Source organism: Pseudomonas sp. FG43, from assembly GCF_057809175.1.
Genome location: NZ_JBMDJL010000019.1, coordinates 25,402 through 41,167, shown reverse-complemented (window position 1 = coordinate 41,167; position 15,766 = coordinate 25,402). Strand labels below are relative to the sequence as shown.

Annotated in this window: 10 protein-coding genes; 1 reads left to right on the top strand and 9 read right to left on the bottom strand. The window is 49.0% G+C overall.

The genetic code is table 11. From position 1 onward, the window contains the following. Positions 1 to 183: 183 nt before the first annotated feature. Together ACODS3_RS20150 and ACODS3_RS20145 are read right to left on the bottom strand one after the other, a co-directional pair. Positions 184 to 1,986, bottom strand: coding sequence for a glycosyltransferase (locus tag ACODS3_RS20150; protein ID WP_147471842.1), 1,803 nt, complete (start codon positions 1,984 to 1,986; stop codon positions 184 to 186). A 455-nt stretch (positions 1,987 to 2,441) separates the two neighbouring features. After that, positions 2,442 to 2,915: a hypothetical protein gene (locus ACODS3_RS20145; protein ID WP_025259285.1), complete on the bottom strand. Its 474-nt coding sequence runs from the start codon at positions 2,913 to 2,915 to the stop codon at positions 2,442 to 2,444. Positions 2,916 to 3,070: 155 nt separating this feature from the next. Here ACODS3_RS20145 and ACODS3_RS20140 point away from each other — a divergent pair, with 155 nt between their 5' ends. After that, positions 3,071 to 4,057 carry a helix-turn-helix domain-containing protein gene (locus ACODS3_RS20140; RefSeq protein WP_489035945.1) on the top strand — a complete coding sequence of 329 codons (987 nt, stop codon included), beginning with the start codon at positions 3,071 to 3,073 and terminating at the stop codon, positions 4,055 to 4,057. 289 nt (positions 4,058 to 4,346) lie between these two features. On the opposite strand, the gene ACODS3_RS20135 is transcribed toward ACODS3_RS20140, so the two are convergent. From ACODS3_RS20135 to ACODS3_RS20105, 7 genes are all read right to left on the bottom strand, one after another. Next, positions 4,347 to 7,673, bottom strand: a complete 3,327-nt coding sequence (locus tag ACODS3_RS20135) for a glycosyl hydrolase (RefSeq protein WP_489035943.1) — start codon at positions 7,671 to 7,673, stop codon at positions 4,347 to 4,349. 323 nt (positions 7,674 to 7,996) lie between these two features. After that, a complete protein-coding gene (locus ACODS3_RS20130) occupies positions 7,997 to 8,470 on the bottom strand; it encodes a hypothetical protein (RefSeq protein ID WP_025259288.1) in 474 nt (157 codons plus the stop codon). 475 nt (positions 8,471 to 8,945) lie between these two features. Then, positions 8,946 to 10,316 carry a lipocalin/fatty acid-binding family protein gene (locus tag ACODS3_RS20125; RefSeq protein WP_489035941.1) on the bottom strand — a complete coding sequence of 457 codons (1,371 nt, stop codon included), beginning with the start codon at positions 10,314 to 10,316 and terminating at the stop codon, positions 8,946 to 8,948. A 48-nt stretch (positions 10,317 to 10,364) separates the two neighbouring features. Further along, the gene (locus ACODS3_RS20120) at positions 10,365 to 11,390 is read right to left on the bottom strand and encodes an NAD-dependent epimerase/dehydratase family protein (RefSeq protein ID WP_025259290.1); all 1,026 of its coding nucleotides are present in this window, start codon (positions 11,388 to 11,390) and stop codon (positions 10,365 to 10,367) included. Beyond that, positions 11,387 to 12,562 (bottom strand): DegT/DnrJ/EryC1/StrS family aminotransferase, encoded by a 1,176-nt coding sequence (locus ACODS3_RS20115; RefSeq protein WP_489035938.1) that lies wholly within the window; start codon positions 12,560 to 12,562, stop codon positions 11,387 to 11,389. The genes ACODS3_RS20120 and ACODS3_RS20115 overlap by 4 nt, the downstream gene beginning before the upstream one ends. 52 nt (positions 12,563 to 12,614) lie before the next feature. Beyond that, entirely contained in the window at positions 12,615 to 14,495 is a 1,881-nt protein-coding gene (locus tag ACODS3_RS20110; protein ID WP_489035936.1) for a glycosyltransferase family 2 protein, read from the bottom strand. Between the two features lie 64 nt (positions 14,496 to 14,559). After that, positions 14,560 to 15,765 (bottom strand): DUF1501 domain-containing protein, encoded by a 1,206-nt coding sequence (locus ACODS3_RS20105; protein ID WP_489035934.1) that lies wholly within the window; start codon positions 15,763 to 15,765, stop codon positions 14,560 to 14,562. Position 15,766 lies beyond the last annotated feature (1 nt).

Sequence of the window (15,766 nt, the reverse complement as noted above, 5' to 3'; positions counted from 1 at the left end):
ACGTCTGTCTTCCTGGAGCATGTGCGACGCCAGTAGCGGATCACTTCCCGGTTCGTTGGGGGCTCACCAGGCTCACGGAGATCATACAAGGCCTCCGCCGTTACCCATTACGAAAGCAGTTGAGTGATTGAGGTTTGTCAATAACTCAACTGCTGACTCGGTGCAGTGTATGGGCTGGTTAAGTCATAAATTTTTCGGTAGTGATTTTTCGGAAAGATAAGCCGCCCACCCCGCTCCTAGAAAGGTTGTAGCGGTCCAGAGCCCAGCCATTCCTGCCAAGGTTATTAAATTAGGTAACTCGTCATAATAATTAATGAGTCCTCCCATCGTCAGGGCAACAAAAAATATGCCAACCTTGAGTTCGGTTGCGACCGAACGCAACATCCGTCCTGATTCTCGTGCTTTAGGGAATTTCTCGGTTCTGTTCCATGGAAGGGAAATTTTCACGAGCGGTGCCAGGAAGCCGCACATGTTTGTCCATCTCAAGGCATTCTCGATAAGGATACTATTCAAGAAGTCTTTGACCCGTACGCCGCCCATCATCTGGAATGTAATCCATTTGTCACCATAAAGCAGTGCCACGCGGGCCGCACTGAATATGATGGATGAAACCAGTATACTGAAAGGGATGTCCGACTCGGCCCATGCGGGGAAAACCGTTATCGCCAATACGACGATAAGCATGTTCAAGGGTATTGCGAAGCGGTGTAGATGGGTACGCATGATCAAAATGAAAGTATTCCATTTCATTTGTCCTAGGGTCAGCGCGGATAAATAGCCTCGCCAATGATGCAGTAACTGTTGTGTCGGGCCTGCTGCCCAGCGAAAAATCTGTTTCTTAACGGCTTCAAATGTTTCAGGCAACAGTCCGCGTCCTGCCGTATCGCCCAACACATTTCCCTTATAGCCCGCCAGCCCCATTCTTATTGTGAGTTCAGAGTCCTCTGTCAAGCACCACTCACCCCATCCGCCTATTTCAGTAATAACGTCGCGACGGAACAGGCACATGGTTCCAATCGATAGGCCAGCGTCATATTCATCCAGCGCAGGCAATACCATTTTGGGGTAGGGCGTATAGGTGTAGTAAGACCCCGCCAAAAAAACGTTTTCTTCGTAGCTATGATAGTCATGACTGAGTTGGACATAGCTGATATCCGGGTCCGTGAAAAGCTTTTGATACTCCTCAAAGTAAGCTGACTCCACGATGTAATCTGCGTCCACAACGGCAATAAATTCTGTATGAGACGGTGACTGGCGAAGCGCATAGTTCAACGCACCTGCTTTGGCACCCGTGATTCCTTCGACATGCCTGAATGATACGGACTCGCCCTTGACTTCACAGTGCGCTTCCAACGGTTGCCAGATCTGCTCATCTTTAGTGTTATTGTCGATGACCAAAAGATGTGACTGTCTCCCCAAGTTGTTTGCAATGGCATCAATAGACATTTTGACGACTTCGGGAGGTTCTGAATAAGAGGGCAGATGGACGCACACGCTGTCGAAATCACTGCGCTCTGCCAACCGCTCGCGAGCGCGTGTCATTTTCGGGAAGTGCATGTTGAATTGAGGAACATTTAACAGAGGCTTGAAGGGGGCCGTGAGCATCATATAAATAAATGAAAATAGTATTCCGACAACAATTGATCCCTCTATTTCAAGGGAGGCATAATGGATGACGAGGGCTGTCAGCATTAAGAAAAAGGGCAGATACTCTACGGTCGTGACTGCTATGCCCATTGTATTGGTTAAAGGTAAAAACCATTTTCGTGTTTGAATTGCCAGGGTCAGTGAGACCGATGTGCCTATTAAAATAAACATCGCCTCTTTAAAGGGTAGAAACGCGCTGGGTGCAATGACGATGATGAGCCATAGGAGAGAAATGTTGACTTCACCTGTTCCCCTGACGTGATGGGCTAAGCGTTTAATTGTCAGGACGAGTGTTGCCCAAGCCGCGAATAATAATCCGACTGTTATATGATATTCCACGTTGTGCTCCCACAATGATTTTGGATGCGTAAAGGAAATGAATCAATATCTATCAGGGTGTTGGCTGTTTATGCAGACGCTCATCAGTGTCAATTGACTGTTGCCGCAGCGTGTATCGAACACGCCTTGTTTCAGGGCGAACATTGTCTTTTATAGAGAACTGCCCAGTTTTACTTATGGCTCAGGGTTTATTTTGATCCGTTCGTTATCGGCTTTTTGGGCGTTATCGAGGCTGCCGGCATCGAACCGAAGTGCAAGTGTGTTTGCATATGCTTCTGTTTTTCTGAAGCAGGCACCCCTGTATTCAGGCCGTTTCACGGGTATTTATTTATTGATTTCAATGGGTTAGTGCGCAACTGATCATCGTCGAACTTCCCTGGGCTCCTTGATAAATCAAAACGATGGAACCGTTCCACCTAGGCAGGCAGATTACGATCGGTGGATATTTATTTTCGTTAGCTGACGGTGTGTTTAAGTAGTTCTCTGTGGGCGAGATTGCGGAGGTGGCGTTCAGTGACTCCAAAACAATTGGCAATTTTCTGCGCAGGCATGTCTTCTGTAATTGCCTGTTGTATAGCCACTTTTCTAAACGCATTAAAGATACCCCAGGCAGAGGGTATATCAAGGCTGCCACTGGCACCGACATGAGTAATGAATTGTTTGTGTGTTTTTTCTGAAATAATAATTTCTATCTTTTTTAAAAAATCTTGATGGGATTTATTTATGTACAAACGACTTCCTCCATAACGTCGGATAAAACAGGACATTGTCAGAATGCCGTCATTTTCGGCCAGCTCGGCAGCCAGCCAGGGCAGGGTGCATAATAACGCATGTCGATGCACTAAATAGAATCTCTCTATTTGCGAAAAGCGATCGTCATCCCGGTCTGGTAAGCCAGAGAAGAGCGTATAGAAGTCTATGTCGGCCATGCATCAATCCTTGTCGTATCAAGAGAAAGTAAGAAGCCAGGTGTGATGTCTTAAACGTCTTGGTACATCTTATCTATGAGCACGGTGTTCTGGCTTGTCTGAACAGGTCAAAGAATTGATTGTGCGAGCCATGGTTCGGTCAAATAGGAGTTAAAATGAACAAGGCATCTGTGTGGGCGTCGGAATTTTCTCCGGAGCAACGTGTTTTTCAATGGTTTTATATGTTTAATGAGAATGTCTGTAATTTTCCCACGGACCTCTGGGAGAAGAGCTTCAAGATTCATGGTGTGACGGAGGGTTTCAACGCTCATTTCTACGCTCAGCAGTTCGGTGAATTCAATGTAACCTCGCTGCGTTCTACGCCATGGAAGATTGGTTGTAGTGGATTGCCTGAGACGCACTCGCTTCCTGCAAGGAGGTTTTTGGTTTTTCAGCGTAAAGGAAGCAGTCAGTACATTCAGAATAATAAAGTGGTCACATTGCAATCCGGTGATTGGGGGTTATTTAATCTCGGGGTCGAAACTGAAGTTGTTCTTCATGAGGACGTGCACTTGATCATGATGACCTTTCCGGCAAGTCAAATAGATTCGATACTGTCGTTGGTCGAGATGCAACTGCCTTTCCGTTTTGATAGCACACGTGAAAAGAAATCACAGTTGTTTTACAACTCTGTATTGACACTCATTTGCGACGAGTTGACATACGGGGCGGAGACAGGAGAGCGTATACTGCAAGCATTGATTTATTTGCTGAAGGAGACTATCGAGAGCTATAGCATCGTGCCCTTTGATTTGGCGAAGTCAAAAAATAGTCATTACAGGGATTTGAGTATCCAGTATTTGAGTGCGCATTTGGATGATATGTCTTTTTCGGTCAGTAAAATGGCGAAAGCATTGAGGTTTAGCGTGAGGACGCTCAATCGAGTGATGAGGGATGTGCACGGGGAAAGTGTAGAAAAGCTGTTGTGGAAAATGAGGCTCGAACAGGCAAGTCAGGCGTTGAAATTGCGCAGCAATGATCGCTTAAGCCTCACGGATATCGCGTATTCATGTGGTTTTAGCAGTGCTTCGCATTTTTGTAGAAAGTTTAAAGAGTGCTGGGGCGTTACACCAAGCCAGTTCAGGATGCAGCACAGGTGTTAATGAAGTTAATCAGTCTCACTTTAGAGCTCTGTGAAGGACCGCCGGACAAGCCGCAAGCGGATGGCATCGTGACCTGAAATTTTATCGAACTTTTCACGATATAGTCTCCCTGTCTACTCAGTAAGGCCGGTGTGGAGCCTATTGTCAGTGTTTGCAGCCAAGCCACGTTGCTCTATTGTCCGTCTTTCCTGGTTAAGTCCCGTGCCGCATCGGACTGATAGGCCGCGAGACTTTCAAGAAAAATTGCTGGCAGCTTGGCTGCAGTTCTTATCCGTTAGTGATCGGCTTTTCAGAGCCCTGCCATAGGCACGAATACGCCAGGCTTGTGCTGCTCTTTCTCCGAGGTCGGCTCTCGTAAATTGGGATGCCATCCGGTTGCATCGATACCAGGTTGAATCAGAAGTTGAAAGCCGTCCGAGAAAAAGGCATCGACAGGTTCCTTTCCGGGATTGAAGGCCCAATAGTTGCGCTTGCCATTTTTCTCGAAGACGGCATAGAACGGCAGATTACAGGTTATGGATTCCACCGGTTCACCGAGTTTGGCAAGCGTTGCAATCCATAATTGTACAGTGCCGGGGTGTAACGACCACTCTGTCAGTTCCGATTCAGAAAGACGATCAATAGTCGCCTGTGCGGCCGAGGCATTGGTCAATGCCTGAGTCATCGCCATTACGTTTCCCCAGCGCGGCCCGTTGTGATCCCAGTCAGCATAAATTTTGTTTAGCACAGCCTGTAAATGCGGATTACCATATAAATAAGTCGAACTTGCCTGGATCGGCAGGAGATTGACACCCAGGGCTTCGGTCGGACGAACATCAAACCAGGACCTGCAGCTTGCTCCACTTGACCATAACATTCCAACAAAAGGCTGCGCAAAATTGTCGGGAAAACTATCGTCCCAGCGATTGAACCAGTAATCGAGTGTTGTTTCGCATTCGGCGGTATAGAGCATGATGCCAAGATCTTGAATTTTTTGATCTTCCAGTAAACCGCCTAGCAGTGCTACCGATGCGGCAAAATTGATCGATTCGCTTGATGGCTCGGCGTTAAGTCCTTGGGAATAGGCACCACTGCCATTACCCCAAGAGTGACCCGAATAGGCATCAAAGCACCGCATGAACGGAAAGAGGGTGCTGTCACGCTCAGGGTTGGCCACATCGCCTATTATTTTTAACAAAACAGTTTTGATTTCAGGACGATTAATCCAGGCGCGATCGTGCAGTCCTACGGCGGCGGCCGCTCTTAAAAAATAACCATAATAATAGATATGATCATTCATGTGCTCAGCCACTCCGTGTACCGAGCAGGGCGTAAATAACAACGTCGTCCACTGTTTGTCGTAGTAAAAGCCTGTTTGGTCGCGCATTTCAAAATAGCTTTCCAGCTTGTATTTGATGGTTTCTATAAAATGCTGAACAGCTGAGTCATGGCCAACGTACCGAGCAGTGTTCGCCATGTCTGCCAGGCGAACAAGTGCTTTACCGGCCCAATATCCATCGTCTGATGAATACCCTTCCAAGGGACGTTGCCATAAGGCTGTTGTTGCGGATGCAGTGTGGGCATCGTCGATCAATTGATAGGTGTGAGCTGTCGCATCGACGATCGGTGGAAGGTAGGGCAGGAAGCTGCGCTTTTTCATGTCTACCGAGAATTCAGTTACATCAACAAGGGTCATGAGTCCGCGTGCAGAGGCATAATGACCAAGGGCGACAAGCCCGCTGCTTCGACGCCACTGATGCGGTAACAGCGCTTGCAGAAAGCCGCCACTTTGAGATTCATCATCATTGTGCATCGCGAAATGCATCTGAACGCGTTTCTCTGAATGATCCACTTCCCACTCGAAGCCTTTGTCCACTGGTCTTCTTGTCCCCTGAAGAAGGAAGTGCTTTAGCAGTGTTCCCTCTAGATCGGGAAGAACGTGTATGGTCACGGCGGAGTCGTGTTTGACACCCCGGACGCCCAGCGTTTTATTATCTTTGCACTCCCAAGAGCAACCTTTGTAGCAAATCAAATACTGCACGTCTTTGGAAGTTGCAATAATCGCCTGGTCATCAGGGCAGGCAGAAAAGTGGGTGGTGTGTTCAAAAGAGATGTCCAGATGTGAAGGGCCCTCAAACCAGAAATGAACAGAGGGACAACCCTGAACAGCTCGCATGGTCATGCGCTGGTTTTTCCCCTCCCAAACAACATCCACTGTTCTGTCGGAGTAATCCTGTACGCCGAAGCTTACTGCCTCATCCTCTGCCAAGCGAAGGGTCAGGTCATGTAAAAAAGGCAGTTCAAATGTTCGGTTATCTGGTGTGATTTGCACGGCTCTTGGATAGCCGATTTTCATGCCGCTCTTCGTCGCCTGGAAACATAGCGGCAAGGCATACATCCTTTCGCAAAACTGCTTTTCTTCTGCTTGCCACAACATAGGAGTCCACCATTTATGTGTAGTGGGCAGCTTTTGCATTAAACCTGCGATCCGAGGACGGGCAGGCTGCATACGTCCAGAGCGAGATTGGGTTGCGGGAACAGGTTGTCTCTGGCTTTGCTCATCATCCCACAGGTACTCCTGAACCCTGTCCAGAGCCCAAAGATCATTGCCGGAAATTGACTTCAAGTCGCCGCAATCTTCATTGGAGAACGTTTGGAGTGCGTAAATGGTTCTCAACTCTTCGGTCAGAATACCGCTTGAATCCTGGCGTGCGGTCAACAAAATAGCAGCGGCTTCATGCGGCTTCATTCCTTGTTGTACACGCCGGTAGAGATGAGCCTCCAGTGTTCTATGCTTTTCGCAGAAATAGTTGAGATTGATGTTTGCCTGGTGCATTCGTTCGGCTTTCGCCTCACGTAATCCTGCATCGCCGAGTTTGTGTATTTGGTGATAGTTTACAGCCGAATTTTCAAAGCTAATGTGTCGTCCCTGCTGGATAAGATTTAAGCAAAAGTCAACATCTTCAACACCCCAGCCCTTATAGGTTTCGTCAAAGACGGCTTCTTTGCCATAGCGTCTGTCAAAAGACATATTGGCTGTTGTCCCCCAAATCCAGGGCATCAACTCAGCACACAAAGAGGGCTCTCCTGGTGAGTTGTCAATTTCATCCCCCATCACCCATAATTTCAGGAACTCATCAAAATCATTCATGATTTGTCTGGGCGAAATGAGTGCCTGCCATGTGTCATCGGGTAAGTATGGAAATGAGAATCCGGCAGAAACGCTAAGGCGTTCATAATCAGTTGGTATCAGGGGCAGAGCGTTCCGCCAAATGGTCAAGGCTCGTTTCTTCCATCCAATGCAGATCACGGAGGGGTCACGCTGCAACGCTGCACGATGCTGCTCGACAAAATCAGGTGCGGCGATTCGGTCATCATCACAAAGAATAATTAAATCTCCTGTGGCTTCTTCCAGGCCTGCATTACGTGCGGCTGCGCGGCCACCACACGCCTGAGATCGAACCCGAATCGGCAGTCTATCGATATAGTTCCGAATAACATCAAGTGTATGATCACTTGATCCATCATTAATGATGACAATCTCATCCGGCGCCTCAGTTTGAGAAACCAGAGAGGCGAGCACAAGATTAAGGTATTCTGCTTTGTTATGGGTTGGGATGATGACAGACGTTCGCAAGGTATTCTCCTCGATAGTGTTGACGTGGTTTTGTTTAGGCTGCGCGAAGGCAGACAGTCGCTATTCAGCGATGCCGTTTTGTGTTCGAGACTGCTGTCAAAGCAGGTGTCTTATTTGTAATTGGGTGGCAATACGTGCCCATCAATTAAAATAGAAATCCCTACCGCGGTACCCTGGGTATTGCATAAGTTAACAACTTGCAGGTGACTTTTTCAGCGTTTCCTTGCACAGATCTGCATGGTTTTCAGGGTTTAAATGGTTAGAGCTTAAGCATCGTGGCACTTCCCTGTGGCCTTGATGAATCCCCCTGTTGGGCCGCAGAATTAAATGGCAGCGCGTTTAAGTAGTTCTTTATGAGCGAGATTTCGGAGATGGCGTTCAGTGACACCAAAACAATTGGCGATTTTCTGTGCAGGCATATCTTCTGTAATGGCCTGCTGTATGGCTACCTTTCTCAAGGCGCTGAATATTCCCCATGCAGAGGGAATATCAATGCTTCCACTGGCACCTGCGTGAGTGAGCAGTTGTTTATAAGTTTTTTCTGAAATAATTATTTCTATTTTTTCTAAAAAATCGTGATGTGATTTGTTTATATATAAGCGACTTCCTCCATACCGGCGGATAAAACAGGACATTGCCAGAATTCCGTCATTTTCAGCCAGCTCAGCAGCGAGCCAAGGCAGCGTGCATAATAGCGTAACCCTATGCTGTGAATAGAAACTCTCTATTTGCGAAAAGCGGTGATCATGACTTTCAGGCAAGCCGGAGAAAAGCGTATAGAAATCTATGTCGGCCATACAGCTATCCTTGTCGCACTAAGAGAAAGTAAGCATTCAAAATGCCATGTCTTAATCGTCTTGGTAAAGCTTATCTAAGGGCGCAGGGGGCTGGCTTGTCTGAACAGGACAATGAGTTGATTGTGCGGGCCATTGATCGTTTAGCCAGGCAATAAAAGGAACACGCCGTCTGTGCGAACATCCGGTTTTTACCCTGGGGTTCTGAAGGCGTGTGTTTCAAGGTTCCGGTATTGTGGCGGGTTCAGCGCTCATTGACATCCCCCGCCTTTCGGTGAGGTTTATGTGATTTTTCTGAGTTTTAATTCAAGAGGGATTGCTTGAGATGAATAAACTTCCCTGCACTTTTTTCGGTCATTAATGGCGGAGTATTGAGGTTTAGCGTGAGGACACTCAGTAGAGTGATGAGGAGAGGCGGCGTTACACCAAGCCCATTCAGAAAGCCGCGCAGGAATGGATGGTTTTCATCAGGCTCACGTCAGAGAAATTTTAAAGGAACGCTGACGGACAGAATGGATTCGTTGCTCTTGAGTGGAATGCTGGAATAGCCTGATTGTTGGGGTGATCCATTGGCGCTGTTCCGGTATCGTATGTGGCGAAAGTCGAATTGTGTGTAACGATCGCTTCCCGTGCGCAGCTTGTAAGCGATGCTGTATCGCCAAGCCTGTTCTGTGAGTGATGTCTGTTGTTGAATGTCGATAGACCCGGCAGGGCGGGCATTCCAGGCGTAAGTGTGGGCAATACCGACTGTCAGTCCTCGCTCTTCCTTACTCAATTTGTATGTGATGCCTGTATACAGGGCGCGCTCGCCATGTGCATTGAAGTCTGAACGGCTATCCCACCCTATATCCATGCGACCGTTGGATGATCCATAAGCGGGTGTCATGCGTGGTGTGAAATATCCCATCGATCCTTCTGCTTTCACGGAGGTAGCCTCTATCCGCCACCCCAGTGAGCCTTGGGTGGAACCAATAGTCAGGGCTTGCAGCCACGCCAGGTCGGTATACTGTGCGTCTTCCTGTTTCTGGTCTCGTGCAGCATAGAACTGATAGGTCATGAGTGCCGGCATGAGCGTGATATTGACAGGCCGTGAGACTTTAAAGAAAAACTGCTGACGGTAACCTTGTGCTTGTCCCCATGCGGCTTCAACTGAGTAGTCTTTGTCATCTTGATATTTTAATCCCAGAGTGTGCAAGTAATGTATTCGGGTTCTCCCATCGCCTTGTAAAAAAGAGTCTGTCTTTGTATACCAGGGTGCTTTGTATTGATCACTCCAAAAATAAGACATTTCAAGAACACCTGACGGCTGTGGCAGTTTTACGCCGGCTTCCAAACCGCGATAGGTTCCAGGTACGAAGCTCCAGTTTGTCGCCAATAAGCCTTGACCGTGGGGTTGTAAATACCCAAGTCGAGCCCAGAACGGGCCTGATCTCCATTTGCCGGCAGCCTTGTAGTAGCTCCAGCCTGCCCTGTCCCCTGAGTAGCGTTCTTCGGACAACTGTTTTTCTTGAGACAGTCCCATTGTGTTGGGATGAATACTGCCTTGGCTTGCCGTCAAGGGCGCGCTGCTGAAAAGGCCTATATCCAGCCCTAGGGTATTTAGAGCATACCCTGATGTAATGTCTATATGTTGTGCAAGAACAGCTTGTTTCAATGTGCTTTTGACGTCGCTGTTCTGTGCCGTAGCGTCCCATTCATGACGTGTACGTTGCCAGTAATTAAGGTGGCTTGTTACTTGAGTCTGCTCATAAAAACCTTCCTCGGTTGTCTTGCACTCTGCTATTTTTCCCCACGCGCTTAGGCCCATAAATAGCACTGAGCTTATTGCCTTGTTCATGCGTTTAAACATTGTGAGGCTCCTCCTATCACTGACGAGCAGGCGTCAGTGATTCAGCAATCAGAGAATTCGGCCTCGTAAGCTCAGTCTTGTCAGTCGCTCTTCCCACTCCATCAGATTTTTATACCAAGGTGCGGTAAAGCAGGAAGGATCACCCGGCATATTTGACTGCGTGGTCAGTTCGGTGACGATTTCTTTGATTCCAGCCTCAATGTCGATTGAGGGTGTGAATTTTAATTGTTTCCGAGCTCGATTAAAGTTCAAGCAGTAGTCACGGCTGTCTGCGTTGTTAGGGGCAATGATGATCTGTGCAGAACTTACTTGTTGTGCAACGCACTCGGCAATTTGTTTAATGGTGTAATTCAGCGTATCGCCGCCCACATTGAATATGCGTTCGGGCACTAACTCTGTGTCAAGCTCAAGTGCCAGCAGCACAGCCCGTGCGACATCCCGAACATGAATGAAGGGTCTTTGCTGGCAACCATCACCGTCGATTCTTATCACGCCTTCACGCATCGCCATATGCGTCATGGTGTTGACGACCAGGTCATAACGCATGCGTGGAGCGAGGCCAAACACCGTTGCATTGCGCAGCATGACAGGTTGAAAGTGTGTGTCGCCCAGCGCTAACAGGCTATTTTCCACCTTAAGTTTCAGTTCCGCATAAAGGCTTTGAGGAACGCAGGTCGCTTCTTCTTGCAAAGGTTCATTTCCGGACCGCCCATAAACAGAGGCCGAACTCATGTAAACGTAGTTTTTGACTCCGGCTTCCTTGGCCGTCCGGGCCAGATGGCAGGCACCCTCGTAGTTGATCGAATACGTTGCATGACGTGAGATCAAGGCTGCCGGGTCGTTGCTGAGTCCGGCCAGGTCCACCACGGCATCGACATGCTCAAGCAGAGAGGCCTCTATTTCGCGTATATCTCCCCGGATTACCAGAGTTGACGAAAGCTCAAAATCACCATTGCGCCTTCCGAAAAAGAAACGGTCAAACGCGATGACTTCATAACCGCTTTTAACCAGAAGCTGGCATAAGACAATACCGATATAACCGCCAGCGCCTGCTACCAGGATTTTTTTACTCATGATGCGACCCCTTGATGATCCACCACTGGAAGTCCTGATAAATAAAGCGTGTATAGCAATGCGACTATCCGATCGCATTCGGCTTCGCTCATGTCGTTATAGATAGGCAGTGCCAGGACACTGCAGGCGAGTTCCTCTGTCAGTTTCAGATCGGTTTGCTGGGGTGAGGCATACGCCGGCATCAAGTGGCACGCTGGCGAGTAATACTTGCGAACCATCACATTGGCCGTTGCCATAGTGTGTTGTAGTTCATCCCGATTCATTCCATAGTGTTCAGGGTCTACGCGTACCGGGAGGTATTGCCAGACCGGTTCCTGTTCCCCTGTCGGCTGGCATACATTCAGGCCAGGTATGCCTTCCAAACCCTGAATCAGACGCGCAGCAGCTTGGCGTCGGCATTTGAGTTGCAACTCCAGAGATGGCAACTGAGCCAAGCCGACAATCGCATTGATTTCACTCATCTTCCCGTTGAGCCCTACATATAGGCATTCGCCCTGATCGCTTTGACCAAAGTTGCGAATTGCCGCTACGCGGCTCATCAGTTCAGCGTCATTAGTGCATACGCAACCGCCTTCCAGAGTGTTGAATGGCTTGGTCGCGTGAAAGCTGAAAATCTGCCCATCGCCGAATCCACCAATGCGCTGACCCTGATAAAGGCTGCCAAATGCCGGCGCGCTATCGATGAACAACCGCAGCCCGTTCTGTTTAGCAAGTTTCTCCAGAGACTTGTAGTCGTTGGCATAACCGTAGACATCCACTGCTAGAATGGCTCCAGTGTTTTCGGTTATTTTTCGTTCTATGTCGCTCAGATCCGCGAGGGGGCAATCGAGGCTCTGGATTTCTGCGAACACAGGGATGGCACCTGCAATAACAATGGCATGCACCGAGCCGACAAAGGTAAAGGAGGGAACGATGACTTCCTTGCCTTTGAGATCAGCGGCCATCAGCAGCGCGATCAACGCCTGTTCTCCGTTGCAGAACGCCAGAGTCGGTACCGATAGATAGTCGCTCAGTCGAGCTTCAAATGTTTTGAGTTGAGGACCTCCATTGGTGACGACGCCACTGTCCATGCTTGATTTGAAACGGGGGGCAAGAATTTCAAAAGGAGCAAAAGTGGGTCGTACTATTCCCAGGCGTTTATCGGTCTCAGGTTTCAGCGTATAGGGATTCATGGTCATGACTCCAGTTAATGGATATTAAGTGCAGAATTAATAACGGGAAGGGTCAGGTTCTTTGACGTACCGCGTCGTAAGCCTGAGTGCATACACTTATAAAGGCCGCGATCCCGATGCGGACGAAAAATAATGAAAGAAGTTGTACGCAGACCATCCAGGATGACATCGGAACAGCAAGTAGAATCAAACTGGACAGCGCGACACTTGACAGAATCCAGATCCATAGCAATTGGTCACGTGTTCTCGACCAGCGTCGAGCCCTGTCAGGCGCTGCATGTTTTGATACCAGTCCCTTGGTGCCCCAACTGATGTCACTGATATTTGCCAGTGAATAAGAAGTCATATAAAGGTTGAAGACGGGCAGCAGTACAAGATAGAGACCAAACCAGCGGCCGACCTGTCTCAGGTGTCCCCAGGATTGGGCGACGATGGCGATGATCACGAACAGGAGTGTGGCACCTATGAAGTAAAGGCTTTGCAATGTGCTTCCCCAGAGTGTCAATGCCCAGCCGGACACCATGACAATCCCCAAGGTACAGATAGCGGTGATATGCCACCGTTCCCCTCTGCGACTTCCGATATTAATTTGTCGACTGATGAGCAATACACTGGCCCATAACAACAGGAATCCCGTGGCTGCCCAATAGCCGTTCGATTCGGCGACGTGCGCGGCAGTACCGATTTTCGTGCTGGTGTAGGCAACGCCTGTAGCCATTAATACCGTAATAAACACAGGCATCATCAGTTGTGTTGCAAACTGCATCAGCCCCCAACACAATGACAGTAATACTCCAGGAATACGCTGTGTTGAGATGCTGTGCTGCTTCATCATTTTCGGTAGTTGTTTTGCCGAACTCAGGCGGGCCGCCACCGTGCTATTGATCCAGCGCCTGCGTTGCCTGATAAGTTCGCCAAAGTCAGGACACAAGTCCGTTTCTACCTGCGCCTGCGGGCAATAACGGACGGTACTGCTATGTTGTAGGTTCTTGACCAGCTCAAAACCCATGACTCGATCTTCGGCCAAGAACAAATTGCACTCGAGTAGTCCTTGGGGTTCCAACCCTCTTAAATACTCATCAATGGGGGCCCGCTCCTGACTTTCAGGCTCACAGAAACTCTCCCAGCGAATCAGGCTGCATTGTCCTGGGACCACCTCCAGATAGCGGCACAGATTACCTACGGGCCAATCGCTGACTTTTTCCCAGATATAATCGGCGTATTGCCAGTTTTGCTGGAGGTTCATGTTTTCAGGCACAGGGGTCAGAATGCAGGTGGTTACCGCACCGCACTCAGGTTCGTCGTGCATGTGTTGCAATAAGTGCTTAAAACAATCTGGAGCGGGAATAGACCCTGCATCCAGTTGCATTGCGAAGCGTGCCTTGACCTTGCTGCCAATGCCCCAGAAGAACCAGGCATGGCTGTCGAGTTTGCTGGCATTATGCAGCTTGGTAGCCAGTAATACGGTGATCGATGCACTGGACTGCTCGCCGACCCAGTCTTTCCCACAACGTTCGAGTAACTCATTGGCAGGCAGGTTTTTGCCTTGAAGTATTATCCTGTTTTCAGCTTCTGCCAGTGCTTCATCCATTGGTTGACGCCGGGGGGAGAGCCCCAGACTTTCAAGCAGCAGGGTGGTCGAAGCATCTACGCAGTGCATACCATCAAGTACTATACACACCACGATCCTTGGGACCGGTGCGGCCATGTATCTGGCAAGTTGAATCTGATTGCGTGCCACCCCTGCCAGCGTGTCAGCCACGGCTTGGGCTTGTTCGTTGTAAAGCGTCAGGCACACCAGAATATCGGCATCAGTGGTGGGTAATTCGCCAGCGATAATAGTATTCTGGCTGCAGAACGTCTTGCGCTGGAAGTGTCTTTTCCAACGTTCCACTTCTTCATTATGTTGTGGCTCGACAGCGGTTAGTTGCATATGAGGTTCCTCGGTTTTACGCCGACGCTTATCAGGCGCGTGGGCAGAAATGGCACGATTAAGTTCAGAGTTTTATGCCCAGTGCCGCGATAGAATCGGGAGCATTACTACTGGCCGACAGCCCCCAAAAGTTTTGAATGATAGAAGCGTAAATGGCACGAAAATCGGTGGTGAATTTTAGGTTTCCATCGCTATCAAGATCTTGCAGCGAACTTTGCTGCCCCCATAAGCCTCCCGATACACTGCCTCCGCATAGCAGCACTAAACCACTGGTGCCATGGTCGGTGCCTGCCGAGGCGTTTTCCTGTGGACGACGACCGAACTCGGAATGCACCAGAATCAGGCTGTCCTTCCATGCACTCATTTCCATAAGTCCCTTGCGCAATGACAGCAGCAGGGTTTGCACTTTACCGAGTAAGCGCTCATGTTCGCCGCGCAGACCCGAATGTAAGTCGAAGCCGGATAGACTGAGTTTGAACAAAGGGGCGTTGATGTCGTTTTCAATCAGCCATAACAGTAGCGCCGCCTGCATGTTTTGAGGTTCCGTATAACCATCCTTTGTGAACCACGCATTAAAACGATTAGGTGTTTTAATTTTGCGACGTATCCGTTCCCGCAGAGTTGCACTTTGATCCAGCAATTGTTCAAGGTGGTGTGCTGCCGGGTTCTGAGTTCCGAGGGTTGTCGATATCACAGGCCGTGTCTGCGCACTGAGAAACGATTTGCTGTCTTGCAAGGTCAAGACTTGGGCACCCCTGCTTTGCATCAGGTCCTGATTGCCCGAAAGAATGATGCCGTCAGCATCTTGAGCGCTCATGTGGATACGGTGGGTCGAGATCACTTGGCCAGCCCATCCGGAATGTTGACCTGCTTCCAGAGATCCCGATGCCCATATCGCCGCAGAGCCGAAATGAGACAAGTTGGGCTGCGGATAACCGACGTCCTGAACGATTGCCAGTTCTCCACGTTGGAAAACCTCGGCGATATCCTTCCATGCCGCATTCAAAGCCAGCTCTGTCGACAACGGAACGATGTCACGGTTGTTTAACGCCAGGTTGGGTCGATAGCGTTTGTAGAGAGGATCCGTGTAGGGAACCAAGGTGTTGAGCGAATCATTACCGCCAAACAACTCAATCACAATGAGTCGTTTGTGGGGGGGGAACTTCTGGTTTTCGGTTGCCGACAACGATAACGGTAATGCGATTCCCGCCATTCCCAAGGTCAGACTTTTTAACAACAGACGTCGAGAAAACAAACAAGAGTCAGACATT

Coding starts and splice junctions, on each gene's coding strand:
- ACODS3_RS20145 (WP_025259285.1), bottom strand. CDS start 2,915: ATGGCCGACATAGACTTCTATACGCTCTTCTCTGGCTTACCAGACCGG.
- ACODS3_RS20140 (WP_489035945.1), top strand. CDS start 3,071: ATGAACAAGGCATCTGTGTGGGCGTCGGAATTTTCTCCGGAGCAACGT.
- ACODS3_RS20130 (WP_025259288.1), bottom strand. CDS start 8,470: ATGGCCGACATAGATTTCTATACGCTTTTCTCCGGCTTGCCTGAAAGT.
- ACODS3_RS20125 (WP_489035941.1), bottom strand. CDS start 10,316: ATGTTTAAACGCATGAACAAGGCAATAAGCTCAGTGCTATTTATGGGC.
- ACODS3_RS20120 (WP_025259290.1), bottom strand. CDS start 11,390: ATGAGTAAAAAAATCCTGGTAGCAGGCGCTGGCGGTTATATCGGTATT.
- ACODS3_RS20115 (WP_489035938.1), bottom strand. CDS start 12,562: ATGAATCCCTATACGCTGAAACCTGAGACCGATAAACGCCTGGGAATA.
- ACODS3_RS20110 (WP_489035936.1), bottom strand. CDS start 14,495: ATGCAACTAACCGCTGTCGAGCCACAACATAATGAAGAAGTGGAACGT.
- ACODS3_RS20105 (WP_489035934.1), bottom strand. CDS start 15,765: ATGTCTGACTCTTGTTTGTTTTCTCGACGTCTGTTGTTAAAAAGTCTG.